General features: G+C 70.1%; 23 protein-coding genes. 4 read left to right on the top strand and 19 right to left on the bottom strand.

Features of this window, described 5'->3' with window-relative positions; all coding sequences use genetic code 11:
• The 8 genes from J0I43_RS07785 to J0I43_RS07750 form a co-directional block, all read right to left on the bottom strand.
• Complete coding sequence (locus tag J0I43_RS07785) at positions 1–849, bottom strand: shikimate dehydrogenase (RefSeq protein ID WP_292861525.1); 849 nt, start codon at positions 847–849, stop codon at positions 1–3.
• Complete coding sequence (mltG, locus tag J0I43_RS07780; RefSeq protein WP_292861522.1) at positions 839–2,362, bottom strand: endolytic transglycosylase MltG; 1,524 nt, start codon at positions 2,360–2,362, stop codon at positions 839–841. Before mltG ends, J0I43_RS07785 begins: the two co-directional genes overlap by 11 nt.
• On the bottom strand, positions 2,362–2,835 hold the full coding sequence (ruvX, locus tag J0I43_RS07775; protein WP_292861519.1) for a Holliday junction resolvase RuvX: 474 nt from the start codon (positions 2,833–2,835) through the stop codon (positions 2,362–2,364). Before ruvX ends, mltG begins: the two co-directional genes overlap by 1 nt.
• Positions 2,832–5,495, bottom strand: a complete 2,664-nt coding sequence (alaS, locus tag J0I43_RS07770; protein WP_292861516.1) for an alanine--tRNA ligase — start codon at positions 5,493–5,495, stop codon at positions 2,832–2,834. The genes ruvX and alaS overlap by 4 nt, the downstream gene beginning before the upstream one ends.
• Before the next feature lie 72 nt (positions 5,496–5,567).
• Positions 5,568–5,786: an ATPase gene (locus J0I43_RS07765; RefSeq protein WP_292861513.1), complete on the bottom strand. Its 219-nt coding sequence runs from the start codon at positions 5,784–5,786 to the stop codon at positions 5,568–5,570.
• Between the two features lie 76 nt (positions 5,787–5,862).
• On the bottom strand, positions 5,863–6,492 hold the full coding sequence (rpsD, locus tag J0I43_RS07760) for a 30S ribosomal protein S4 (protein ID WP_292861510.1): 630 nt from the start codon (positions 6,490–6,492) through the stop codon (positions 5,863–5,865).
• Between the two features lie 157 nt (positions 6,493–6,649).
• On the bottom strand, positions 6,650–7,555 hold the full coding sequence (locus J0I43_RS07755) for a tetratricopeptide repeat protein (RefSeq protein WP_292861507.1): 906 nt from the start codon (positions 7,553–7,555) through the stop codon (positions 6,650–6,652).
• A 5-nt stretch (positions 7,556–7,560) separates the two neighbouring features.
• Positions 7,561–8,871 (bottom strand): replication-associated recombination protein A, encoded by a 1,311-nt coding sequence (locus J0I43_RS07750; protein ID WP_292861504.1) that lies wholly within the window; start codon positions 8,869–8,871, stop codon positions 7,561–7,563.
• A 113-nt stretch (positions 8,872–8,984) separates the two neighbouring features.
• Between J0I43_RS07750 and J0I43_RS07745 the strand changes: the two genes are divergently transcribed.
• The 3 genes from J0I43_RS07745 (at position 8,985) to J0I43_RS07735 (ending at position 11,443) form a co-directional block, all read left to right on the top strand.
• Positions 8,985–9,308, top strand: coding sequence for a dioxygenase (locus J0I43_RS07745; RefSeq protein WP_292861501.1), 324 nt, complete (start codon positions 8,985–8,987; stop codon positions 9,306–9,308).
• Positions 9,309–9,480: 172 nt separating this feature from the next.
• Positions 9,481–10,758 carry a DUF349 domain-containing protein gene (locus tag J0I43_RS07740; RefSeq protein WP_292861971.1) on the top strand — a complete coding sequence of 426 codons (1,278 nt, stop codon included), beginning with the start codon at positions 9,481–9,483 and terminating at the stop codon, positions 10,756–10,758.
• Positions 10,759–10,849: 91 nt separating this feature from the next.
• Complete coding sequence (locus J0I43_RS07735; RefSeq protein ID WP_292861498.1) at positions 10,850–11,443, top strand: SAM-dependent methyltransferase; 594 nt, start codon at positions 10,850–10,852, stop codon at positions 11,441–11,443.
• Here J0I43_RS07735 and J0I43_RS07730 read toward each other — a convergent pair.
• The 11 genes from J0I43_RS07730 to pdxS all read right to left on the bottom strand — a co-directional run bounded on the left by J0I43_RS07730 (position 11,430) and on the right by pdxS (position 22,418).
• Complete coding sequence (locus J0I43_RS07730) at positions 11,430–13,706, bottom strand: bifunctional (p)ppGpp synthetase/guanosine-3',5'-bis(diphosphate) 3'-pyrophosphohydrolase (RefSeq protein WP_292861496.1); 2,277 nt, start codon at positions 13,704–13,706, stop codon at positions 11,430–11,432. The two genes, J0I43_RS07735 and J0I43_RS07730, sit on opposite strands and share 14 nt — an antisense overlap.
• A gap of 103 nt (positions 13,707–13,809) precedes the next feature.
• The gene (secF, locus tag J0I43_RS07725) at positions 13,810–14,811 is read right to left on the bottom strand and encodes a protein translocase subunit SecF (RefSeq protein WP_292861493.1); all 1,002 of its coding nucleotides are present in this window, start codon (positions 14,809–14,811) and stop codon (positions 13,810–13,812) included.
• Positions 14,811–16,535, bottom strand: coding sequence for a protein translocase subunit SecD (gene secD, locus J0I43_RS07720; RefSeq protein WP_292861490.1), 1,725 nt, complete (start codon positions 16,533–16,535; stop codon positions 14,811–14,813). Before secD ends, secF begins: the two co-directional genes overlap by 1 nt.
• 53 nt (positions 16,536–16,588) lie before the next feature.
• Positions 16,589–17,050, bottom strand: a complete 462-nt coding sequence (gene yajC / locus J0I43_RS07715) for a preprotein translocase subunit YajC (protein ID WP_292861487.1) — start codon at positions 17,048–17,050, stop codon at positions 16,589–16,591.
• Between the two features lie 82 nt (positions 17,051–17,132).
• Positions 17,133–18,167 (bottom strand): Holliday junction branch migration DNA helicase RuvB, encoded by a 1,035-nt coding sequence (ruvB, locus tag J0I43_RS07710; RefSeq protein ID WP_292861484.1) that lies wholly within the window; start codon positions 18,165–18,167, stop codon positions 17,133–17,135.
• Complete coding sequence (gene ruvA / locus J0I43_RS07705; RefSeq protein WP_292861481.1) at positions 18,160–18,786, bottom strand: Holliday junction branch migration protein RuvA; 627 nt, start codon at positions 18,784–18,786, stop codon at positions 18,160–18,162. The genes ruvB and ruvA overlap by 8 nt, the downstream gene beginning before the upstream one ends.
• 80 nt (positions 18,787–18,866) lie before the next feature.
• Complete coding sequence (ruvC, locus tag J0I43_RS07700) at positions 18,867–19,439, bottom strand: crossover junction endodeoxyribonuclease RuvC (protein WP_292861478.1); 573 nt, start codon at positions 19,437–19,439, stop codon at positions 18,867–18,869.
• 55 nt (positions 19,440–19,494) lie between these two features.
• Positions 19,495–20,253, bottom strand: a complete 759-nt coding sequence (locus J0I43_RS07695) for a YebC/PmpR family DNA-binding transcriptional regulator (RefSeq protein WP_292861475.1) — start codon at positions 20,251–20,253, stop codon at positions 19,495–19,497.
• A 19-nt stretch (positions 20,254–20,272) separates the two neighbouring features.
• Positions 20,273–20,806, bottom strand: a complete 534-nt coding sequence (locus J0I43_RS07690; protein WP_292861472.1) for a DUF1697 domain-containing protein — start codon at positions 20,804–20,806, stop codon at positions 20,273–20,275.
• 36 nt (positions 20,807–20,842) lie between these two features.
• A complete protein-coding gene (gene pdxT, locus J0I43_RS07685; RefSeq protein WP_292861469.1) occupies positions 20,843–21,424 on the bottom strand; it encodes a pyridoxal 5'-phosphate synthase glutaminase subunit PdxT in 582 nt (193 codons plus the stop codon).
• Positions 21,425–21,527: 103 nt separating this feature from the next.
• The gene (pdxS, locus tag J0I43_RS07680; RefSeq protein ID WP_292861466.1) at positions 21,528–22,418 is read right to left on the bottom strand and encodes a pyridoxal 5'-phosphate synthase lyase subunit PdxS; all 891 of its coding nucleotides are present in this window, start codon (positions 22,416–22,418) and stop codon (positions 21,528–21,530) included.
• A gap of 111 nt (positions 22,419–22,529) precedes the next feature.
• Here pdxS and J0I43_RS07675 point away from each other — a divergent pair, with 111 nt between their 5' ends.
• Positions 22,530–23,855 (top strand): aminotransferase class I/II-fold pyridoxal phosphate-dependent enzyme, encoded by a 1,326-nt coding sequence (locus J0I43_RS07675; RefSeq protein WP_292861463.1) that lies wholly within the window; start codon positions 22,530–22,532, stop codon positions 23,853–23,855.
• Positions 23,856–23,859 lie beyond the last annotated feature (4 nt).

Here is a 23,859-nt window from a genome sequence, read left to right as displayed (position 1 = left end):
CTAGTCTCCCATGAGCGCGGAGCGCATGACGGCCACGACGTCCTCTTCGTCGGGGAGAGGCTGGGTGACCTCGCCCGTCGCGAACGCACGGATCTGCAGCACGGCCTGCCGCAGCAGCATCCCGCGCCCGTCGACAGCCGGCGCCCCCGCGCGCCCCCACGCCTCTGCGAGCGGCGTGGGCCAATGTCCGTACACGACGTCGTACAGCAGACCACCCCCCGCCGCGAGCCGATCGGCCGCCTCCGCGGGCAGCACGGCACCCCCCGGCAGCGTCGAGATCGTCAGCGGCACGGATGCCGCGGCCGCCGTCTCGGGCGGGACGACCGCGACCGCCACCGCGAGCCGCTTCCCCAGCGCCACGAGATGCGCCGCCGCGTCCGGGCGCCGCGCGACGACATCGACCGCGCGGGCGCCGAGGTGCGCGAGGGCCACGAGGGCGGACGTCGCGGTCGCTCCCGCACCCACGATCCTGGCGATCTCGGCGGTCTCGATCCCGAGCGATCGCACGTCGGCGACGATGCCGCCGACATCGGTGTTGAAGCCGAGGCGCCGCCCCTCTGCGAGGACGAGTGTGTTCACCGCCCCGGTGAGCTCGGCGGTACCGTCGCGGCTCGTCGCCGCACGGTGGGCCTCCGTCTTGAGCGGAAAGGTGATCGAGAGCCCGCGGAGGGATGTCTCGGTTCGCTCGAGCTCACCGCCGAACGCGGCCGCGGCGACCTGTCGACGCCCGTAGGCCCAGTCCCAGCCGAGCCGCTCGTACGCCGCCGAGTGGATCCGCGGCGAGAGGCTGTGCGCGATGGGATCGCCCCATACCTCGAATCTCGGGCGGTCCGCGACCTCAGCAGTCATCGCTGTCATTGGCCGAGCACCACTCCTGCCACTGCGCGACGGCCTTCTCGTGCTCGGCGTACGTCGTCGAGAAGACGGTCTCGCCCGTCTCGAGGTTCACGGTCACGAAGTACAGCCACGGTCCGTCGGCAGGGTGCATGGCCGCGTCGATCGCGACGTCGCCCGGGTTCGCGATCGGCCCGATGGGGAGGCCCGGATGCAGGTAGGTGTTCCAGGGATTGTCGTTCTCGAGCGCCTCGGCGGACGAGCTCGCCGTCCCCTTGTTGATCTCGTTGTACCCGTACTGCGCCGTGGAATCCATCTGCAGGAGGCCGTGAGTCTCCTCGTTGTCCGGGTCGAGGCGGTTCTCGATCACACGCGACACCTTGTAGAAGTCCGCGGTGAAGCGCGCCTCGCGCTGGATGATCGAAGCGATCGTGAGAATGCGCTCGCGCTGGTCGACCGGCACCCCGGCGGCATCCAGCGACTGCACCGTGCGGTCAACCATCGTCTGGATCATCTGCTGCGGCGTCGTCCCCGGGTCGAAGGTGTACGTGGCGGGGAACAGCCAGCCTTCGAGCGACGACGCGGCGACGCCGTACACCGATGGGTCCGCGACGGCGGCCTGGAGATCGGCGAGCGGGGTGCCGGTCCCGTCGGCGACTCGCGCGAGAGTCGACTCGAGCGTCAACCCCTCGGGCAGCTGCGCCGTGTTCTCGCGGCGGTTCGCGGGGTCCTGGAGGGCCTTCAGCGCAGCCGCGGAGGACATCTTCTGCTGAAGGGCGTACACCCCCGGCTGGAAGGTGGGGTTCTGAGCGGTCTTGATGAGGTAGTCGTAGAACGCGCTGTCGGTCTTCGTGACCCCGGACTGGAAGAGCGTCGTCGAGATCGACGAGCCGGTGTCGCCCGACACGATGGTCACGCTCACATCGCCTTCCGCGATGCCGTCCTCGTAGTCCTTCGGCTCCTCCCAACCCATGAAGGCGCGGATCTTGTCCTCGTACGTCGTCCAGACGTAGAAGCCGCCGCCGACGATGCCACCGAGGATCGCGAGGATCACCGCGAACACGACCCACCCGGCGATGCGGCTCTTGCGCCGATCTCGCTGGTGACGCTCGATGCGGGCGCGATCGTCGTCGTGGTGGGTGTCGGCGGCGAAGAGCGCCTCGACGCCCTGCGTCGCACGCGGCGCAGCGACGGGAGCGGGATCGACCGCGGGTTCCGGATCGTCGAGCAGACCGCGGGTCACCCTCGGGGAGCCCGCACCCCGCGGCGCCGCGGGTTCCGGAGTCTCCACAGTCTCCGCCGATCGCTGCGGCGTCGGAGCCGAGGCGACGGGGGCTGCGGGGGCCGCGGCATCCTCGTGCGTACGCTCGGCTTCCGCCGCCTCGCGCGCCGCGCGACGGCTGCCGGGCACGGCGGCGGGGGGCGTCACGGACCGGGGCGCCGGGTTCGGAGCCGGTGTCGACGCGGGCGTCGGCAGCTTCTGGAAGAGGTCCGCGAACGGATCGTCGTTCGGCGGGGTGTCGGGCATCAGGGGTTCTCCTGCGATCCGGAAAGCAGAGCGCCGGCCGGGGTACCGGTGCCCTTCTCGACGTCGATGGCCTGCTGGAGCAGCACCACCGCGGCGACCTGGTCGATAATCCTACGAGAAGATCTCTGGGATCTTCCGGCATCCCGCAGCGCGGCGTGTGCCGACACCGTGCTCAGCCGCTCGTCGACGAGGCGGACCGGCAGGCCCGTCGCGGCAGCGAGGTCGGCGGCGACGTCGCGCGCATCCGCGGTGGATGCCGTATCTCCGCCCGACAGGCTCACCGGCAGGCCGACGAGGAGCTCGAACGCCTCGTACTCCGACGCGAGCGCGGCGATGCGCGCGACGGATGCCTCGCTGCGCGGCACGGTCTCGACGGGCACCGCCAGCAGCCCGTCGGGGTCGCAGCGCGCGACGCCGACGCGGGCCTTTCCCACATCGATGCCGAGCCGGACTCCGCGGCGGAAGCCGCTCACGCGGTCGCCGCCTCCAGCGCCTGCCGCACGGCGCGCAGTGCGCTGGGCAGCGCCGCGGCATCCGTTCCGCCGCCCTGTGCGACGTCGTCGCGTCCGCCGCCGCCGCCGCCGAGCGCAGATGCGGCGGCCTTGGCGAGCTGACCGGCCTTCGCACCGGCGACACGGGCGGCGTCGTCCGTGGCGACGATGACGACCGGGCGCCCCGCGACCTCCGCGCCGAGCGCGACGACCGCACCCGCGCCGACCCGCTCGCGCACCTGGAGGGCGAGCGAGCGTACGTCGTCGGCGGACGCCGCGACGCCGAGCGACTCGGCGACAAGGCGGAACGATCCGACCGCCGTGGCCGCGCCCGCGAGGGCGGGGATGCGCCCCTCGAGCGCCTTCGCCTCGAACTGGGCGATGCGCTTCTCGGCGGACTTGAGGCTCGCGGAGAGCTCGGCGATCTTCGTGGCGAGCTGGTCCTTGGGCGTCTTGAGCGACGAGGTGAGCTGTGACACGATCGCGCGCTCGGCGGCGAGCTCGCGGAACGCGTCGAGCCCGACGAGGGCCTCGACGCGGCGGTTCGAGGCGCCGACGGACGACTCGCCGACGAGGCTCACGAGCCCGACCTCGGCGCTCGAGGCGACATGCGTGCCACCGCAGAGCTCGCGCGACCACGGGCCGCCGATGTCGACCATCCGCACGGTCTCGCCGTACTTCTCGCCGAACAGCGCCATGGCCCCGGCCGCCTTCGCCTCATCGAGCGAGAGGACTCGCGTGGTCACGTCCAGGTTGTCGCGGACGGCGTTGTTGGCGATCTCCTCGATCTCCGTCTTCGTCGCGTCGGACAGCGCCTGGCCCCACGTGAAGTCGAAGCGCAGGTACCCCGCGCGATTGAGCGAGCCGGCCTGCGTCGCCGTCTTGCCGAGCGTGTCGCGCAGAGCCGCGTGCACGAGGTGCGTCGCCGAGTGTGCCTGCTGCGCGGCGCGGCGGTTCGCGGCATCCACCACCGTCGTCGCGGGCTGGTCGACGGCGACCTCTCCGGTCGTCACCTCGACCGTGTGGCTGACGAGGCCGGGCACGGGACGCTGCACGTCGAGCACTTCGAGCTCGTAGCCCGGTCCGACGATGACGCCCTTGTCGGCCACCTGGCCGCCGCTCTCGGCGTACAGCGCGGTCTCGGCGAGGATGACCTCGACGATCCGGCCGGCACCGGCGCTCGCGACGGGGTGTCCCTCGGCGAGGATGCCGAGGACCGTCGACTCCGTCTCGAGGTCGGTGTAGCCGGTGAAGACCGTCTCGCCCTTCGCGCGGAGGTCGCGGTAGACGCTCGTGTCGGCAAGCTGGCGCTTGCGCGAACGGGCATCGGCCTTGGCGCGGGCGCGCTGCTCGGACATGAGGGTGTCGAACGCGCCCCGGTCGACCGTGAGACCCGCCTCTTCGGCGATCTCGAGGGTCAGGTCGATCGGGAACCCGTAGGTGTCGTGCAGGAGGAACGCCTCCGCGCCGCCGATGCCGGTCGCTCCGGAGGCCTTCGCCGCCGCGATCGACGCGTCGAGGTTCTCCGAGCCCGCCGCGAGCGTGCGCAGGAAGGTCGCCTCCTCGGCGAGGGCGTACTGCGAGATTCGCGCGTAGTCCGTCGCGACCTCGGGATACGCGTCCTTCATGGCATCCCGCGATGTCGCGAACAGCTCGGCGAACGTCGGGGCGTCGACGCCGAGCAGGCGCATCGCGCGGATGACGCGGCGCATGAGGCGGCGGAGGATGTACCCGCGCCCCTCGTTCGACGGCGTGACGCCGTCGCTCATCAGCATGAGCGAGGAGCGCACGTGATCAGCGACGACGCGGAAGCGCACGTCATCCTCGTGGTTCTCGCCGTAGGTCTTGCCGGAGAGCGCCACCGCCTTGTCGAGCACGGGACGCACCTGATCGGTCTCGTACATGTTGTCGACGCCCTGCTTGAGGAACGCGATGCGCTCGAGACCCATGCCGGTGTCGACGTTCTTGGCGGGCAGCTCGCCGACGATCGTGAAGTCGTACTTGCTCTTCACGTCGGTGATCTCGTACTGCATGAACACGAGGTTCCAGATCTCGACGTAGCGGTCGTCATCGGTCGCCGGTCCCCCGTCGATGCCGTACGCCGGGCCGCGGTCGAAGAAGATCTCGGAGCAGGGTCCCGCCGGGCCCGGAAGCCCCGTCGACCAGTAGTTCGTGTCCTTGCCGAGGCGCTGGATGCGCTCTTCCGGCAGGCCCGCGATCTCGCGCCACAGGTCGTGCGCCTCGTCGTCCTCTTCGTAGACGGTGACCCACAGGTCCTTCGGGTCGAAGCCGAGCCCGCCGTCCGCTTCGGAGGAGGTCAGCAGCTCCCACGCGTACCGGATCGCGCCCTCTTTGAAGTAGTCGCCGAACGACCAGTTGCCGAGCATCTGGAAGAAGGTGCCGTGCCGGGGGGTCTTGCCGACCTCTTCGATGTCGTTCGTGCGGATGCACTTCTGGTTGTCGGCCGCGCGCGGATACGGCGCAGGCACGTCGCCGGACAGATACGGGATGAACGGCACCATGCCCGCGATCACGAACAGAAGCGCCGGGTCGGGCGAGACGAGGGATGCCGAGGGCACGATCGTGTGCCCGTTCTTCTCGAAGTAGTCCAGGTAGCGCTGGGCGATCTCGGCGGTCTTCATGTGGGTTCCTCGGGCGAAAGCAGGTGCGTGTACGCCCGCGCCGGAGGGCGCGCGGCGGAGCGACGGGTCGGGTCAGTCGGCGATCTGGGCGGCGGCGTCTTTGACCGACGCGGCGATGCCGTCGATCTTCGCCTCCTGCGCACGGTACGCCTCGCCGATGCGGTCGGTGAACTCGGTGATCCGTGCGTCGACCTCGGCGAGGGCGTCGTGTCCGCGCGGATCCTTGTCGATGATGTGGGCGGCGACGAAGCCTCCCGCAAGACCCAGGACGAACCACAGCACGCTCTTCATGCTGTCCATGTTAGGTGCAAACGCCGAAGGGCGCCGGGGAGACCCCGACGCCCTTCGATCGCATGCAGACCTGGATTTAGCGCGCCGCGTAGTACTCGACGACGAGCTGCACGTCACACGTGACGGGCACCTCGGCGCGCTTGGGACGACGCGCGAGCTTCGCCTGGAGCTTGTCGAGCTCGACCTCGAGGTACGCCGGAACGTTCGGCAGCACCTCGGCGTGACCGCCGGCCGCAGCGACCTGGAACGGCTCGAGCGCCTCGCTCTTGGGCTTGACGTGGATGAGCTGACCCGGCTTCACGCGGAAGGACGGGCGGTCCACGAGCTGACCGTCGACGAGGATGTGACGGTGCACGACGAGCTGGCGGGCCTGCGCCGTGGTACGGGCGAAGCCGGCGCGCAGCACGAGGGCGTCGAGACGCATCTCGAGGAGCTCGACCAGGTTCTCACCGGTCAGGCCGTCCTTGCGACGGGCCTCGTTGAACGTGTTGCGCATCTGCTTCTCGCGGATGCCGTACTGCTCGCGCAGACGCTGCTTCTCGCGCAGGCGGACGGCGAAGTCGCTGTCCTGCTTGCGCTTGGTGCGGCCGTGCTCACCGGGAGCGTAGGGACGCTTCTCGAGGTAGCGGGCGGCCTTGGGGGTGAGGGCGACGCCGAGAGCGCGCGAGAGGCGCACCTTGCGGCGGTCCTGGGACTTCGTTGCCACGAAGCTCTCCTTCTGGTGACGCGGCCGTGTCTGTCACGGCTCGCGGACGTATCTCCCGCTCCTCGCCCCGCTCGGACTGCACGCCGGGGCATGCCGAGGGGTCTTCGTCAGAAGAGGGGGATGCCCGAAAACTCCGGTTTCGAGCCGGTCAAGCTTATCAGACGGCCAGTTGGAGGCATCCCACCGGGTAGAACGGTGCGGGCAGTGCGTCGATCCGATACCAGCCGACGCTCGTGTCGGCATCCTGCACATCGAGCCGCGCGCCCCTCGGCAGCGCTTCGAGCTCGGCGCAGCGGATGCCGTAGACGGAGACGATCTCGTGACCGCGCTTGCCGTGCGCATCGAAGATGTTCTCCGTGACGCCGAGCAGTCGCGCCTCGTCGAGCGTCACGCCGAGCTCCTCCGCGAACTCGCGCCGGACGGCGTCGTCCGCGCGCTCGCCGAACTCGACGCCGCCGCCTGGAGCCCGCAGGAACGACCCGCTCTGAGCGGACCCGGCATACTCCTCCGCGAGCACCCAGCCGTCCTGCACGAGCAGGCCGACGGCGATGGCACGGATCCGGTCGGGGTTCTGCAGTTCCCCCGCATAGGCGCCGACCGCACGCTGATAGCGCGGAAGGCGGGGCGCGAGTGTCTGCAACGCGGTCCGGAGAGCGGGGGCGGGCTTGCCGTCATCGAACAGCGCGAGCGCGAGGAAGGCGCGCGCCGCATCAGTCAGAGGATCGTCCGCCGGGATCGCCTGCAGCAGCGCGATCGCGCCGGACGCGTCGCCCAGATTGCGCAGCGTACTCGCGAGCTGGATCGTCGCCTGCGTCTGCAGGCTCGGGTCGAGGCCTTCGGCCAGAGCCGCACGGTACAGCGGCACGGCCTCGGCCTCCTCACCGAGCGAATCGTGCAGCGAACCGCGCTCGTAGGCGGCACGGGCGTCATCCAGACCGCGCTCGGCCAGCAGAGAGGCGAGCGCTCGGCGTGCGGCATCCGCATCGACGAGATCGACGTCCGCCCAGAAGGCGTCGAACCGTTCGTCCCCGTCGTGTGGCGGCGTCGTCCGATCCTCACTCATCGGTGTCACTCCCCCAGGATCTTCCGGATCTTCTCGACGCGCGCCGCGATGTCGCGCTCGAGGCCGCGCCCGGTGGGCTCGTAGTAGCGGCGCCCGCGCAGCTCGTCCGGCAAGTACTGCTGCGTCGCGACGCCGACCTCGAGGTCGTGCGGATACACGTAGCCCTTGCCGTGCCCGAGTCGCTTCGCGCCCGGGTAGTGGGCGTCCCGGAGATGGATCGGCACTCGCCCGATGCCGCCGGCGCGCACATCCGCGATGGCCTGGTCGATCGCGAGGTAGGCCGCGTTCGACTTCGCCGTCGTGGCGAGGTACGCCGTCGCCTCCGCAAGCGGGATGCGCCCCTCCGGCATGCCGATGAAGGCCACTGCATCGGCGGCCGCGGTCGCGATGACGAGCGCCTGCGGGTCGGCGAGCCCGATGTCCTCGGATGCCGAGATGACGAGTCGGCGCGCGATGAAGCGCGGGTCCTCCCCCGCTTCGATCATGCGCGCGAGGTAGTGCATCGCGGCATCCACGTCGGACCCGCGGATGGACTTGATGAACGCACTGATGACGTCGTAGTGCTCGTCGCCTTGGCGGTCGTAGCGCAGCAGCGCGCGGTCGACCGCCTGCGCGACGTGATCGGCGGTGATGGCGCCGGCGTCGCCCGCGACGGCCGCCGCGGCTTCGAGCGAGGTGAGGGCGCGCCGCGCGTCGCCGGAGGCGAGTTGGACGAGCGCGGTGCGCGCCTCCGGCGAGAGCTCGATGGCGCCGTCGAGTCCGCGCGGGTCCGCGACCGCGCGCTCGAGGAGCATCGCGAGGTCGTCGTCGGTGAGGGTCTTCAGCGTCAGCAGCAGCGAGCGCGACAGCAGCGGCGAGATGACGGAGAACGACGGGTTCTCGGTCGTCGCCGCGATGAGGATCACCCAGCCGTTCTCCACCCCCGGCAGCAGCGCGTCCTGCTGCGCCTTCGTGAAGCGATGGATCTCATCGAGGAAGAGGATCGTCGAGGCGCCGTACAGATCGCGCTGGTCGAGCGCGTCCTGCATGACCTCGCGGACGTCCTTGACCCCCGCCGTCACCGCGGAGAGCTCCACGAATCGACGCCCGGACGTCCGTGCGATCGCCTGCGCGAGGGTCGTCTTGCCGGTTCCCGGCGGGCCCCACAGGATCACCGAGACCGCGCCGGCCGCTCCCTGTGCGGAGTCGGCGAGGGCGACGAGCGGCGAGCCCGGGCGGAGCAGGTGCGACTGCCCGGCGACCTCATCGAGAGAGGTCGGCCGCATCCGGACCGCCAACGGGGTCTGACCCTGGAAGAGAGCGGATGCCGAGGACATCCGTCCAGGCTAGTCGTCGCCTGCGACACCGGGGCGCGCCCCGCACCGGCCGCCGCGGCGCCACCGGTTAGGATGCCTACGGCCCGGCTCATCGGGATCTGAGGGAGGTTCCCGTGGCGACGGGTGCAGGCAAGAAGCAATCGCGCGAGGCGAAGGAGCGCACGCGGCTGTACCGCGCGCGCCAGGAGTTCCACGACGGCCTGACGGCCCGGAGGCGGCGCGACAACCTCGTCGCCGGCCTCGCCGGCGGCATCCTCATCCTCGCCATCATCGGCGGGCAGGTGCTCTACTTCACGACGGGCCCGGGCGCCCCGCTGCCGTCCCCGACGCCGACGGCGACCCCGACGGTCGCACCGACGATCCCGGGGGCGCCTCAGCCCACGAGCTCCTCCACGCCGGAGGACCCGGCGCCCACGCCGACGCCGACGGCGCCCTGACCCCTCCCACCAGTCGGCGGCGCGTGCCGTATAGGCTGTGAGCCGACCGAAACCCCCATGCGGCGTGCGCCGCGACGAGGTGCTATCCGTGACTGACGCCACCGAAACCCCGGCCGACGAGACCCCCGAGGTCCCGACGCCCGCTCCCGTTCCCACGCCTGCGCGCATCCCGGTGCCGCGGCCGCCCGCGACCCGTCCCGCGGTCGCGCCAGCTCCGTCGGTGTCCGCCGAGCCGTTCGGACGTGTCGAGGACGACGGCACCGTCTCCGTGCGCGAGGGCGACGAGTGGCGCGTCGTCGGACAGTACCCCGACGGGACGCCCGCCGAGGCTCTCGCCTACTTCGAGCGCAAGTACGCCGATCTCGCCGGTGAGGTGACGCTCCTCGAGACGCGTCACCGCTCGGGAGGCGCGTCGGCATCCGACCTGCGCTCGACGTCGGCCACCGTCCGTGAGCGCATCGTGGGCGCGGCCGCCGTCGGCGATCTCGCCGCCCTCGTGGCGCGGCTCGACGCCCTCGACGCGACCCTCTCCGAGGCATCCGCGGAAGAGGCGCAGGCCCAGCGCGCGGCCGTCGACGCGGCGATCGCCGAGCGCACGGCGCTCGTCGAGAGCATCGAGGCGATCGCCGCCCGCGATCCGAAGTCGATCCAGTGGAAGCAGACCTCGCAAGAGGTCACCGCGCTGTTCGAGCAGTGGCAGAGCCACCAGACGACCGGCCCGCGCCTCCCCAAGAACACCGGTCAGCAGCTCTGGAAGCGTTTCCGCGACGCGCGCGCCACGCTCGACAAGCACCGTCGTGAGTTCTACGCCGGCCTCGACGAACAGCACAAGTCGGCGCGTGACACCAAGGCGCGTCTCGTCGATCGCGCCGAAGCCCTCGTCTCTCGCGGAGAGGACGCCATCGGCGACTACCGCTCGCTCCTCGACCAGTGGAAGACCTCCGGTCGTGCGGGCAAGAAGGCCGACGACGCGCTGTGGGCGCGCTTCAAAGCGGCCGGCGACGCCCTGTACGCCGCGCGCGCGGGCCGTGAGCAGGCCGATGCCGAGGCGTCGAAAGAGAAGATCGAGGCGAAACGCGCGCTGCTCGTCGAGGCGGCAGCGGTGCCGAAGGAGAAGGACAACGCCAAGGCGCGGGCTCTGCTCACCGGCATCCAGCGCCAGTGGGATGAGATCGGTCGGATCTTCCCCCGCGAGGCCGAGCGCTCGCTCGATGACGAGCTCCGCAAGATCGAGCAGGGTCTGAAGTCGCGGGAGGATGCCGACTGGAAGGCGAACAACCCGGAGACGAAGGCCCGTCAGAACGATATGACGAGCCAGCTCCGTGACGCGATCGCGGGCCTCGAGGCCGACCTCGAGAAGGCGAAGGCGTCGAAGGACAAGGGGGCGATCGCGCGCGCGACCGACGCTCTCGAAGCACGCAAGGGGTGGCTCAAGGCCCTCGGCGGCTGAGCGACATCCCGCTGTCCACAGAGGGCCGGTTCCGCGCATCCATCCACAGATGTGCGGAACCGGCCCTCCGTCGTCGGGCTCGCATGACACGATGCCGGACATGCCGTCGCCCTTCCTCTACTTCGCCGGCGATCGCCTCTCGATCGCGGAACTCGCCTCCGCGCGTCTCGACGGCGACCTCGTCGAGATCGGCGACGCCTATATGCCGGCCGACGCCGTCGAGACGCGCGAACTGCGTGCCGCCTCGCTCACGGCGTACGTGTCGGACGCACTTGCGGTGATTCGGCAGAGTGCCGCATGGGTGCACGGCGCGCTCGCCGAGCCGCCGACGCGGCACACCGTGCAGCGCCGTGCGGGAGGAGCCCGCGGCAGCCCTCCCGTCGATCTGAGGCTCGTGTGCCGGGAGCAGCCCGTGTCGAGCGACGACCTCGAGTGCATCGGCGGCGTCTGGGTCTCGACCCCCGCACGCACCCTCGCCGACCTCGTCCGGCTGCGCCCGGACGGCGAGGATGTCGACAGGGCGATCGACGCGATGCTCGCCGCTCACCCGGGCCTCGCGACGGATGCGCTCGAGGTCCTCACGCGAACACGCGGATTGCGCTTCAAGCGCCCCGCCATGACCGAGCTACGCCGTCGCGCCCGGTCCGGGTCTCCCCCGGACGGGGTCGGGATCAGGACGAGGTGACCCGGTAGACGTCGTACACGGCGTCGATGCGACGCACCGCGTTGAGCACACGATCCAGATGCACGATGTCGCCCATCTCGAAGACGTAGCGGCTGAGCGCCAGCCGGTCGTTCGTCGTCTGCACCGACGCCGAGAGGATGTTGACGTGGTGCTCGCTCAGCACACGCGTGATGTCGCTGAGCAGCCCCGAGCGGTCGAGCGCCTCGACTTGGATCTGTACGAGGAAGACGCTCTTCGTCGTCGGCGCCCAGGACACCTCGATCATGCGCTCCGGATCGCCGAGGAGCGACTTCACGTTGGTGCAGTCTGCGCGGTGCACCGACACGCCGCTGCCCCGCGTCACGAAGCCGACGATCTCGTCGCCGGGAACGGGGGTGCAGCACTTCGCGAGCTTCACGAGGATGTCCGGCGCGCCGCGCACGAGGACGCCGGAGTCGCCCCCGCGAGGCGCGCGCGAGCGCCCGACGTGCGGGATCTCGATGGGGCCCGTGGAGGTATCCTCCTCCGAGCTCACGAGCGCGGTCACCTTCTCGATGACCGACTGCGTGGAGACGTGTCCTTCACCGACGGCGGCGTAGAGCGCTGTCACATCCTCGTAGCGGAGCTGATGGGCGACCTCGGTGAACGAGTCCTGATTCATCAGGCGCTGCAGCGGCAGGTTCTGCCGGCGCATCGCCCGCGCGATGGCATCCTTGCCCTGCTCGACGGCCTCCTCGCGACGCTCCTTCGTGAACCAGCCGCGGATCTTGCTGCGCGCGCGCGTGGACTTGACGAAGGTCAGCCAGTCCTGGCTGGGGCCGGCATCGGGGTTCTTGGACGTGAACACCTCGACGACGTCACCCGAGCCCAGCGGGGTCTCGAGCGGCACGAGGCGTCCGTTGACCTTCGCACCCATCGTGCGGTGGCCGACCTCGGTGTGCACCGCGTAGGCGAAGTCCACGGGGGTCCCCCCCGCCGGGAGGCCGATCACGCGCCCCTTGGGGGTGAAGACGTAGACCTCCTTCGCGCCGATCTCGAAGCGCAGGGAGTCGAGGAACTCGCCCGGATCGGCAGTCTCGGCCTGCCAGTCGGAGATGTGCGCGAGCCACGCCATATCGGCGTCGACGGACTTCGCGTCGGGGGTCTTCCCCGCCATCCGCTCCTTGTACTTCCAGTGCGCCGCGACGCCGTACTCGGCCTGCTGGTGCATCTCGTTCGTGCGGATCTGGATCTCGACGGTCCGGCCGCCCGGTCCGATCACCGTGGTGTGCAGCGACTGGTAGAGGTTGAACTTCGGCGTCGCGATGTAGTCCTTGAATCGCCCGGGGATGGGCGTCCAGCGCGCGTGGATCGAGCCCAGCACCGCGTAGCAGTCGCGCACCGTCCCGACGAGGACGCGGATGCCGATGAGGTCGTAGATGTCGTCGAACTCGCGCCCGCGCACGACCATCTTCTGGTACACCGAGTACAGCTGCTTGGGACGCCCCATGACCCGTCCGCGGATGCGGAGCTCGCGCAGATCGGATTCGACGGCATCGATGACGGTGTGCACGTACTCCTCGCGCTGCGGAGTGCGCTGCTTGACGAGGGAATCGATCTCGGCGTAGAGCTTGGGGTGCATGACCGCGAAGGAGAGATCCTCCAGTTCGCTCTTGACCGCCTGGATGCCGAGGCGATGCGCGAGCGGAGCGTAGATCTCCAGGGTCTCGGTGGCCTTCTTCGCCGCCTTCTCCGGAGGGACGAACCCCCAGGTGCGGGCGTTGTGGAGGCGGTCGGCGAGCTTGATGAGGAGGACGCGGATGTCCTTCGACATCGCGACGATCATCTTCCGCACGGTCTCGGCCTGCGCGGCATCCCCGTACTTGACCTTGTCGAGCTTCGTGACGCCGTCGACGAGCATCGCGACCTCGTCGCCGAAGTCGGCGGTCAGCTGATCGAGGCTGTAGTCGGTGTCCTCGACGGTGTCGTGCAGCAGCGCCGCCGCGATCGCACGCGGACCCAGCCCCAGATCGGCGAGGATCTGTGCGACCGCCAGCGGGTGCGTGATGTACGGCTCGCCGCTCTGGCGCTTCTGCGTCGCGTGGGCGCGTGCTGCGACCTGATAGGCCCGCTCGATGATCGACGTGTCGCCCTTGGGGTGATGCGTGCGGACCGTGCGGATCAGCGGTTCCACGCCGTCGCGCGATGGGGCGCGGGAGAAGATGCGCGGAACGAGCCGCCGCAGAGAGGAACTCTGCGGCGGCGGTGTCGCTCCAGGGGCGGCGGCGGGCACCGTCTCGGTCATCCGCTCACCTCCGCTCGAAGCAATCCCACAATCCTACGCCCGGGGCAGGTGCCCACTGATCATGCGTCGGTGAAGCGCTGGCTATGCGCTCACTATGCGCAGGTCACGCCGCCACGGCGGCCCGCTCGCGCGCTGCAAGGGCACGGGCATCGCGAGCCTTGATGGCCGGCTCGTTCTCGCGCAGGAGCGAGAACAGCGGAGCGGCGACGAACAGCGTCGAGTAGGCCGCGACGATCGTTCCGACGAAGATCGACAGCGAGATGTCCGTAAGCGTCTGCGCGCCGAGCCAGAGCGCGCCGATGAAGAGGATCGCCCCCGTCGGAATCGCCGCCACGACCGTCGTGTTGATCGAGCGGATCAGCGTCTGGTTCACCGCGAGGTTCACCGATTCGCCGAACGTGCGCCCCGATCCCTCGCCGTCCTCTCGCGTGTTCTCGCGGATCTTGTCGAAGACGACCGTCGTGTCATAGAGCGAGTAGGAGAGGATCGTCAGGAAGCCGATGACGGCCGCGGGCGAGATCTCGAAGCCGAACAGCGCATAGACGCCGACCGTCACCACGAGCACGTCCACGAGCCCGACGATGGCCGCAACGGACATCTTCCAGGTGCGGAAGTACACCGCGAGGATGATGAACGTGAGCGCGAGGAAGATCGCGAGGCCCCACAGCGACTGGCGTGTCACGTCCTGACCCCAGCTGGGGCCGATGAACGACGAGCTCACCTCGTCCGCCGACACGCTGTACGCCTCGGCGAGGGCGGCGGAGACCGCGCGGGTCTCCTCGTCGGTCATCTGATCGGTCTGCACGCGGATGGACTGTTCGCCGTCGGCGGCGCCGATCGTCGTGACCTTCGTCGTGGTGCCGGGCACCACCGACTGCACAGCGCTCGTCGCGAGGGCCTGGTCGGGCGCACTGATGCCGCTCACCGTGAACTGCGAACCGCCGGTGAACTCGATCGAGAACTGGATCGGGCGGAACAGCGGCACGAGCGCCGCGCCGATCACGAGGATCGCCGCGATGATGAACCACAGACGTCGGCGCCCGACGAACGGGAACGAGGTCTTTCCGGTGTAGAGGTCGTTGCCGAGCTGGTTCATGGAGCGCATCAGTCGTCCCCCTCCGTCGTCGAGCGGCTACTCGAGAGCTCCGCCTGCTTGCGCTCCGCGATCGTCTGGCGGCGCTCGGCCTCACCACGCGAGCGCTTCGCGCGTCGTGCGGCGCCGCCCTGGGCGGTCTCGGCGACCGGAGCGCGGAACTGCGCGCGGCCGCGGTAGACCGCGCCGAGGGCCTCGGGATCGAGGCCGGACAGAGGATGGCCCCCGCCGAAGAATCGTGTTCGCGCGAGCAGCTGCATCACGGGATGGGTGAACAGGATGAAGATCAGGATGTCAATCAGCGTCGTGAGCCCGAGGGTGAAGGCGAAGCCCTTCACCGTGGCATCCGCGAGGATGTAGAGCACGACGGCCGCGAGGATGTTGATCGACTTCGAGATGTAGATCGTGCGCTTCGCGCGGCCCCAGCCGTCCTCGACGGCGCCCGTGATCGACTTGCCGTCGCGCAGCTCGTCGCGGATGCGCTCGAAGTACACGATGAACGAGTCGGCTGTGAAGCCGATCGTCACGATCAGGCCTGCGACACCGGCGAGCGACAGGCGGAAGCCCATGCGCCACGCGAGGATGCACAGCGTGATGTAGGTCAGGATGCCCATGACCGCGAGCGACGCGATGATGACGAAGCCGAGCGCGCGATAGACGATCAACGAGTACAGCGCGACGAGCGCGAGACCGATGAGGCCCGCGATGAGGCCGATCTGGAGCTGCTGAGAGCCGAGCGTCGCCGAGATCGAGTTGGTGCTCTGCACCTCGAAGCTGAGCGGCAGTGCGCCGTACTTCAGCTGGTCCGCGAGCGTCTTGGAGCTCTCCTGCGTGAACGAGCCGGAGATCTGCGGCTTGCCGTCGAGGATCACGCCGTTCATCGACGGGGCGGAGATGACGGCGCCGTCGAGCACGAACGCGAACTGGTTCTGCGGTGTCTGGCCCGCCTGCGTGAACGCGTAGAGGCGCTGGCTGACCTCGCCGAACGTTTTCGCACCGTCCGCGTCGAACACGACGTTGACGACCCACTGGCCGTTCTGCGTGTTCATGCCCGCGGTGGCATCCGTGATCGATGAGCCGTCGAGCTCGACGGGGCCGAGGATGTACTTCGCTGTGCCTGCCGGGTCGCACGCGATGACCGGCTGATCCTTCGGAGCGTTCGCCGGGTCGTTCGCGGGGTTGCTGCAGTCGTACGCGAGGAACTGCGCCTGCAGCGCCGGGGTCACCCAGTTGAGGTCGCTGCCGTTCGTCGGCGACGCGGTGGGCGTCGCGACGAGGCTCGGGTCCGGCGTCGGGTACGGCGTCTGGTTGCCGTCCTCCCCGACGTAGGACGTGGATGCCGCGGTCGTGTACAGCACGGCGCGCAGCTGCATCTGGGCGGATGCCGCGATGCGGTCGCGGGTCTCGTCGTCGGCGGGACCGGGGATCTGCACGACGATCTGGTTGCCGGCCTGGGTCGTGATGTCGGTCTCACCGACGCCCGAGGCATCGACGCGCTGCCGGATGATCGCGGCCGCCTGGTTCATCTGTTCCGTCGTGGGCGCCGCGCCGTCGGGCGTCTTGGCCGAGAGGATGATCTGCGTGCCGCCCTGCAGGTCGAGGGCGAGCTCGGGCGTCCACGAGCTCTTGCCGAACGCGTAGACGCCGAGCGCGTTGACGCCGAAGAGCACCACGACGATCGCGAGCAGGCCGGTCAGTGCGCGCCAGGCATGACGCACAGGGGTGGGTGTGGCCACGGAGGGTCAGCTTTCTTCGTCGATACCGCGCAGCGGTGGTGGGAAGCGGTGTATCAGGCCTGCGGCTTGTCGCCGGGCTCGGTGCCGTCGGCGATGTTCTTCTCGGCGACCTTCTTCTCGGCGGCGGCGTGAGCGTTCTGCGCATCGTCGCTGATCGACGTGATCTCGCCGTCGGCGACGTCCGCGACGTACTCGGCCGCGTCGGATTCGGCCTCGATGAACTCGTCCTCGGTGACGGTGCCCTCTTCCTCGTCGACGACGCGGAGGATCGCCTGGCTGTGCACCTCGACCTCGACGCCCGGGGCCAGCTCTACGCGCGCAGCCTTCGACAGATCATCGCCGTCGTACTGGACGAGTGTGCCGTAGAGACCGCCCTGCAGCAGCACCTTGACGCCGGGGAGCATGGCCCGTGCCTTCGCCTCCTGCTCGGCCTTCATGCGGGCAGCGCGACGACGCGAGCTCCAGAACATGAAGATGAGCAGCGCCGCCATCGCGACGAGCAGGATCCAATCCATGGGTACGACCTTTCGGGTGCGCGCGAGATGCGCGAAGAAGCGCGGCAGGCCTTCGACAGGCTCAGGAACCGACCTTCAGAGATTATAGGTCATCGAAGATCGCGGGCTCCCCCGGCTGGGGCACGCGCAGATGCGCATACGCCTCCGGCGTCGCGACGCGCCCCCGCGGCGTGCGACCGAGGAATCCGATCCGGACGAGATACGGCTCGACGACCGATTCGATCGTCTCGGCTTCCTCGCCGACCGTCACGGCCAGCGTGGAGAGGCCGACCGGGCCGCCGCGGAAGCGACGCACGACGGCATCCAGCACCGCACGATCGAGGCGGTCGAGACCGATCGCGTCCACGTCGTAGAGCTCGAGCGCGGCCGACACGTCCGCCTCGGTCGCGCTCTCCCCCGCCCCGTGCACGATGACGTAGTCACGCACCCGCCGCAGCAGTCGGTTGGCGATGCGCGGTGTGCCGCGCGAGCGCCGTGAGATCTCGTCACGGGCGGCGGCTGGGACGTCGACACCGAGGAAGCCCGCCGACCGCGCGACGACGCGCTCCAGTTCCTCCGGCTCGTAGTACTCCAGGTGCGCCGTGAAGCCGAAGCGATCGCGAAGCGGGTTCGGGAGCAGTCCCGACCGCGTCGTCGCGCCGACGAGCGTGAACGGGGCGAGGTCGAGCGGGATGCTCGTCGCGCCCGCGCCCTTCCCGACCATGATGTCGATGCGGAAGTCCTCCATGGCGAGGTACAGCATCTCCTCCGCGGACCGCGCCATGCGATGGATCTCGTCGATGAACAGCACTTCGCCGGGGACGAGGCTCGACAGGAGCGCGGCGAGGTCGCCCGCGTGCTGGATCGCCGGTCCGCTGGAGAGTCGCAGCGGCCGCTCGCTCTCGTGGGCGACGATCATCGCGAGCGTCGTCTTGCCGAGCCCGGGCGGGCCCGACAGCAGGATGTGGTCGGGGGGACGCTGCTGGATCCTCGCGGCATCCAGCAGCAGCTGGAGCTGACCGCGCACCTTCTGCTGCCCGACGAATTCGGCGAGCGACGTCGGACGCAGGGCGCCTTCGACGGCGAGCTCCGTCTCGTCCTCGACGAATCCCGGATCTCGGGCTGGATCGTCAGACACTCGTCCGCTCCGTCCTGCTCGGGCCGAGCTGCGCGAGCGCGAGCTTCAGCAGGGCGGGCACGGAGCCGAGATCGGATGCCGCCGCCGTCCCGGCGATCTCGTGCACCGTCTCGGTGCTCACGCGTTCGCTCCAGCCGAGGGCGATGAGGGCGGCGACCACCTTCGCACTGACGGCGGCGGGCGCGACGCCGGGCGCAGCGCCCGCGGTGAGCGAGACCGGAGCATGGAGCTTGCCGGCGAGTTGGACGACGATCAGCTTCGCCGTCTTCGGCCCGATCCCCGACACGCGGCGGAACGGGGCGTCGTCCTCGTTCGCGACCGCCTCGGCGATCTGCGCGACGCTCAGCGCCGACAGGACTCCGAGGGCAGACTTCGGCCCGACGCCTGAGACGCTGAGGAGCAGGGTGAACGTGTCGAGCTCGTCGCGTGCGGCGAACCCGAACAGCGACAGGGCGTCCTCGCGCACGACGAGATTCGTGTGCAGCAACGTGTCGTCGCCCGCGCGCAGACCGCGCGCGACATCGACGGGTACCGCGACGGAGAACCCCACGCCGCCGACCTCGACGATCACCGAGTCGGCGTCCGAATGCAGCACGACACCGCGGAGGGAGGAGATCATGTCCCCACCCTACGGGCGGCTTCGGACGTTTGTTCGAGCGACACGCATCGGCGCGGATCCACGCCACGCGCCGGGCCGGATCAGCGGCGCGCCGCCGCCTTCTCCGCCTGCGCCCACGCGCGCTGCGCCGGCGTCAGCGCCCCGTCTGCGGCCGCGCCCGCCTGCGGTGCGCCGCGTCGCCAGGCGTGGCACAGCGCGATCGCGAGCGCATCCGCGGCATCCGCCGGCTGAGGGAGCGCGTCGAGGCGCAGGACCCGCGCGACCATCGTCTGCACCTGCAGCTTCTCAGCCGACCCGTAACCGGTGATGGCGGCCTTCACCTCGGACGGCGTGTGCGTCGCCGCCGGCAGCCCGTGCTCGGCGGCGAGGAGCAGGGCGACGCCGCTGGCCTGAGCCGTACCCATCACGGTCGCGCGGTTCTGCTGGGCGAACACGCGCTCGACCGCGACGACATGGGGACGGTGCTCGGCGAGGACGGCGCGCAGGCCTGCCGCGATGACGGCGAGACGTTCCCCGATCGGCAGGTCGGTGTCCGACCGGATCACTCCGACGTGCACGAGCGAGGCCGCCCGGTCCGCCCGCACATCGACGACGCCGACACCGCAGCGGGTGAGGCCGGGGTCGATGCCGAGGACGCGGAGAGCGGATGTCACCGTTCCACGCTAGGGGCCCGACCCGGCGGACCCGCGCTGCGAAACGCGGTGCGGGTCAGTCGTCCTCTTCGAGCTCCGCCTGGACGTCGGCGGACAGGTCGAAGTTGCTGAAGACGTTCTGGACGTCGTCGCTGTCTTCCAGCGCGTCGATCAGCCGGAAGATCTTGCGCGCCGTGTCGGCGTCGATCTCGACCTTGAGGTTCGGCACGAACTCGACGTCGGCGGAGTCGTACTCGATGCCCGCATCCACGAGCGCCGAACGGACGGCGACGAGATCGGATGCCTCTGTGACGACCTCGAACCCGTCGGCGTGCGGCTCGATCTCCTCAGCCCCCGCCTCGAGCGCCGCCATCATGACGTCGTCCTCGGTCGTCCCCTCGCCCGAGACGACGATGACGCCCTTGCGGCTGAAGTTGTACGCGACCGAACCCGGATCGGCCAGCGTGCCGCCGTTGCGCGAGAGCGCCGTACGCACCTCTGCGGCGGCGCGGTTCTTGTTGTCGGTCAGACACTCGATCAGGAGGGCGACGCCGTTCGGGCCGTAGCCCTCATACATGATGGAGGTGTACTCGACCGACTCGCCGCCGATGCCCGCCCCGCGCTTGATCGCGCGGTCGATGTTGTCCTTCGGGACAGAGGTCTTCTTCGCCTTCAGAACGGCGTCGAAGAGGGTCGGGTTGCCCTGCAGGTCGGGGCCGCCGAGCTTCGCGGCGACTTCGATGTTCTTGATGAGCTTCGCCCACGACTTGGCACGGCGCGAGTCGATGACGGCCTTCTTGTGCTTGGTCGTGGCCCATTTGGAGTGTCCGGACATACAGGCCAGTTTACGGTGATCAGCCCGTGATCTTCGCGAGGGTGCGGAGGTTGCGGGTCGTCGTGGATGCCGCGAACCGCGCCTTCGCGAGCAGCTTGGCGTACGGAGTATCGGTCGAGGAGCCCTTCGCGGGGTGCCAGTAGACGACAGCGATGCCGGCTCGGGCCGGGTCGATGCCCAAGTCGAGATCCGTGATCGCCGCGACGAGCTCGTCGCGGACGGCGTCGTCGCTCGTGAACACGACGTAGGGCTGCCGCGCGGCATCGGTCGCATCGAACGGGAAGTCGTCGATCGCTTGCTGCAGCTCGTCGAGCGTCACGAGGACGATCCAGGCCTCGTAGCCGAAGCGCTCGCGCAGACCCGCCTCGATCCGGGTCTTCAGCTCCGCGCGGGCGGATGCCTCGGCATCCGCCTCGAACCGCACGTTCCCGCTCGCGAGCACGGTTCTCACGCCGTCGAAGCCGAGGTCGCGGAAGAGCGCCCCGAGGTCGGCGCTCCGGATCGTGATGCCGCCGACGTTCACTCCGCGGAGGAGCGCTACCCAGGTCGTCATGCCAGCACGCTACAGCCTGGCACCGACACGAGCGGCCTATGCCGAGCGGACGGCGTCGAGGAAGAGCTCATGGAACCGTGGCTCCCCCGTCACCTCCGGGTGGAAGGCGGTACCGAGCAGGTGCTCCTGCCGCACGGCGACGACCGTTCCGTCCGGGAGCGCCGCGATCGGGCGGGCGGCAGGGCCGACCTCGACGACCCGGGGCGCCCGGATGAATGTCGCGTGGGTCGGGCTGTCGAAGCCCTCGACGGTCAGCTCGGTCTCGAACGACTCCACCTGACCGCCGAAGGCGTTGCGCTGCACCGTCACATCGAGACCGCCGAAGCTCTCCTGGCCGGCGATGCCGTCGACGACGCGCTCGGCGAGCAGGATGAGACCCGCGCAGGTGCCGTAGACGGGCATGCCGGCGGCGATGGCGCGACGGATCGGCTGCTGCAGCCCGAACGCTCGCGCGAGCTTGTCGATGACGCTCGACTCGCCGCCCGGCAGCACGAGGCCCCGCACCGAGGCCAGCTCATCGGGCCGCCGCACGAGCGTGACCTGCGCGCCGAGCGCCGTCAGCATCCGCGCATGCTCGCGCACGTCGCCCTGCAGGGCGAGGACACCCACCCGGTTCATGCCGCGGCCCGCGGTGGTCGCGCCGGACGTCGGAGCCGTGGGGGTGAAGCCGCCTCGCGGCGCGCACGAGTATCCATCCGCCCCACCGATCCGACGACGAGGGTCACCAGCCGCGCTCGGCGAGGCGGTGCGGGGCGGGCAGATCGGTGACGTTGATGCCGACCATCGCCTCACCGAGTCCGCGCGAGACCTCCGCGATGACCTTCGCGTCGTCGAAGAAGGTCGTCGCCTTCACGATCGCCGCGGCGCGCGCGGCGGGGTTGCCGCTCTTGAAGATGCCGGAGCCGACGAACACCCCGTCCGCACCCAGCTGCATCATCATCGCGGCATCCGCCGGCGTCGCGACGCCGCCTGCCACGAACATGACGACCGGCAGAGTTCCCGTCTCGGCGATTTCGGCGACGAGCCCGTACGGAGCCTGGAGCTCCTTCGCCGCGACGAAGAGCTCGTCCTTCGGAAGCGCGGCGAGAGCCGCGACCTCCCCGCGGATCTTGCGGATGTGCTTCATCGCCTCGGAGACATCGCCCGTGCCGGCCTCGCCCTTCGAGCGGATCATCGCGGCCCCTTCGGTGATACGGCGCAGCGCCTCGCCGAGGTTCGTCGCACCGCACACGAACGGCACGGTGAAGCTCCACTTGTCGATGTGGTTGACGTAGTCGGCGGGCGAGAGGACCTCGGACTCGTCGATGTAGTCGACGCCGAGCTCCTGCAGCACCTGCGCCTCGACGAAGTGGCCGATGCGCGCCTTGGCCATGACGGGGATCGAGACGGCGTCGATGATCCCGTCGATCATGTCCGGGTCGCTCATGCGCGACACGCCGCCCTGCGCGCGGATGTCCGCGGGCACGCGCTCGAGCGCCATGACCGCGACGGCACCGGCATCCTCGGCGATCTTCGCCTGGTCGGGCGTGACGACGTCCATGATGACGCCGCCCTTGAGCATCTCGGCGAGGCCGCGCTTGACGCGGGAGGATCCGGTGGTGGACGTGGACATCGCGGGGCTCCTTGCCGACGGGGACTGATCAGAACACAAGGCCAGCATTTGACCTAGGCCAAAACGTAGCATGACCTGTCACATAGGATGGACGCCGACGAGGGGGGATGAATGCTCATCATCGGCGCCACGGCGACCGAGATCGCCGACAGCGTGCGGCAGCAGATCGAGCGCGCCGAGCTCGCACCCGGCGACGCGCTGCCCCCGGTGCGTGCGCTCGCGGACGAGCTGCAGGTCAACCGCAACACCGTCGTCGCCGCCTACCGTCATCTCACCCAGGCCGGCCTCGTCGAGGCACGCGGACGCGCGGGCACACGCGTGGCGGCACGCACCCTCGTCGCCCAGGAGGGGTTCGCCCGCGGCACGGTTCTGCGTGACCTCGGCACGGGCAACCCCGACGCCGCGCTCATCCCCGACGCGGGCGCCGCCCTCGGCCGCATCGCGTCTCGGCCCGTCCTCTACGGAGAGCCCGTCATCGACCCCGACCTCGCGGAGTGGGCGACCGCGTGGATGCGCGAGGCGGTCGCCGACGAGCGCCCGCTGCGCCTCACCGTCACCGGCGGCGCCTCCGACGCGATCGAGCGCCTCCTCGCGCAGACGCTCACCCGCGACGACGCCGTCGCGCTCGAGGACCCCTGCTTCCTCGCGAGTCTCAATACCGTGCGTCTCGGCGGATACCGTCCGATTCCGGTGCCCGTCGACGCGGAGGGAATGACGGTCGCGGGGCTCGAGGCCGCACTGGATGCCGGGGCGCGAGCGGTCGTGTGCACGCCGCGCGCGCAGAACCCGACGGGCGCGAGCCTCAGCGCGCGGCGCGCCGCAGAGCTCCGCGCGGTGCTGGCCGACCACCCCTACGTGCTCGTGATCGAGGACGATCACTTCTCGCTCCTGTCGTCACAGCCCTTCCACTCGGTCATCGGACCCGATCACCAGCGCTGGGCGCTCATCCGGTCGGTGTCGAAGTTCCTCGGCCCGGACATGTGCCTCGCCGTCACCGCCTCCGACCCCGACACGGCCGAACGTCTCGCCCGCCGCCTCAATCCGGGTTCGCAGTGGGTCAGCCACCTGCTGCAGCGACTGGGGCTCGAGCTGCTCACCGATCCGCACGCCCGCGCGGCGGTCGCGGCCGCCGCCGAGCACTACTCGCTACGGAACGCCTTTGCTGCGGCGGCGCTGACCGCAGCGGGGGTTCCGACCGTCGCGCGCGACGGCCTGAGCCTGTGGGTCCCCCTCACTGCCCCCGCCCGCGCCGTCTCGGAACAGCTCATGCGCCGTGGGTGGCTCGCCCGCCCGGGCGACGAGTTCGTCCTGAGCGATCCCGCCGCCGCCCATCACCTGCGCCTCACGGTGCACGATCTCACCGACGCCGATCTCGAGCGTCTGGCATCCGACCTGGCCGACGCCGTCCGCGCGGCCACCCTCACGAAAGCAGGATGATCCC

This window comes from Microbacterium sp., from assembly GCF_017305435.1.
Lineage (GTDB): Bacteria > Actinomycetota > Actinomycetes > Actinomycetales > Microbacteriaceae > Microbacterium.
This window is presented reverse-complemented; position numbering and strand designations above follow the sequence as displayed.

Coding starts and splice junctions, on each gene's coding strand:
- J0I43_RS07785 (WP_292861525.1), bottom strand. CDS start 849: ATGACTGCTGAGGTCGCGGACCGCCCGAGATTCGAGGTATGGGGCGAT.
- mltG (WP_292861522.1), bottom strand. CDS start 2,362: ATGCCCGACACCCCGCCGAACGACGATCCGTTCGCGGACCTCTTCCAG.
- alaS (WP_292861516.1), bottom strand. CDS start 5,495: ATGAAGACCGCCGAGATCGCCCAGCGCTACCTGGACTACTTCGAGAAG.
- J0I43_RS07765 (WP_292861513.1), bottom strand. CDS start 5,786: ATGAAGAGCGTGCTGTGGTTCGTCCTGGGTCTTGCGGGAGGCTTCGTC.
- J0I43_RS07755 (WP_292861507.1), bottom strand. CDS start 7,555: ATGAGTGAGGATCGGACGACGCCGCCACACGACGGGGACGAACGGTTC.
- J0I43_RS07750 (WP_292861504.1), bottom strand. CDS start 8,871: ATGTCCTCGGCATCCGCTCTCTTCCAGGGTCAGACCCCGTTGGCGGTC.
- J0I43_RS07735 (WP_292861498.1), top strand. CDS start 10,850: ATGCCGGACATGCCGTCGCCCTTCCTCTACTTCGCCGGCGATCGCCTC.
- J0I43_RS07730 (WP_292861496.1), bottom strand. CDS start 13,706: ATGACCGAGACGGTGCCCGCCGCCGCCCCTGGAGCGACACCGCCGCCG.
- secF (WP_292861493.1), bottom strand. CDS start 14,811: ATGCGCTCCATGAACCAGCTCGGCAACGACCTCTACACCGGAAAGACC.
- yajC (WP_292861487.1), bottom strand. CDS start 17,050: ATGGATTGGATCCTGCTCGTCGCGATGGCGGCGCTGCTCATCTTCATG.
- ruvA (WP_292861481.1), bottom strand. CDS start 18,786: ATGATCTCCTCCCTCCGCGGTGTCGTGCTGCATTCGGACGCCGACTCG.
- J0I43_RS07695 (WP_292861475.1), bottom strand. CDS start 20,253: ATGTCCGGACACTCCAAATGGGCCACGACCAAGCACAAGAAGGCCGTC.
- J0I43_RS07690 (WP_292861472.1), bottom strand. CDS start 20,806: ATGACGACCTGGGTAGCGCTCCTCCGCGGAGTGAACGTCGGCGGCATC.
- pdxT (WP_292861469.1), bottom strand. CDS start 21,424: ATGAACCGGGTGGGTGTCCTCGCCCTGCAGGGCGACGTGCGCGAGCAT.
- pdxS (WP_292861466.1), bottom strand. CDS start 22,418: ATGTCCACGTCCACCACCGGATCCTCCCGCGTCAAGCGCGGCCTCGCC.
- J0I43_RS07675 (WP_292861463.1), top strand. CDS start 22,530: ATGCTCATCATCGGCGCCACGGCGACCGAGATCGCCGACAGCGTGCGG.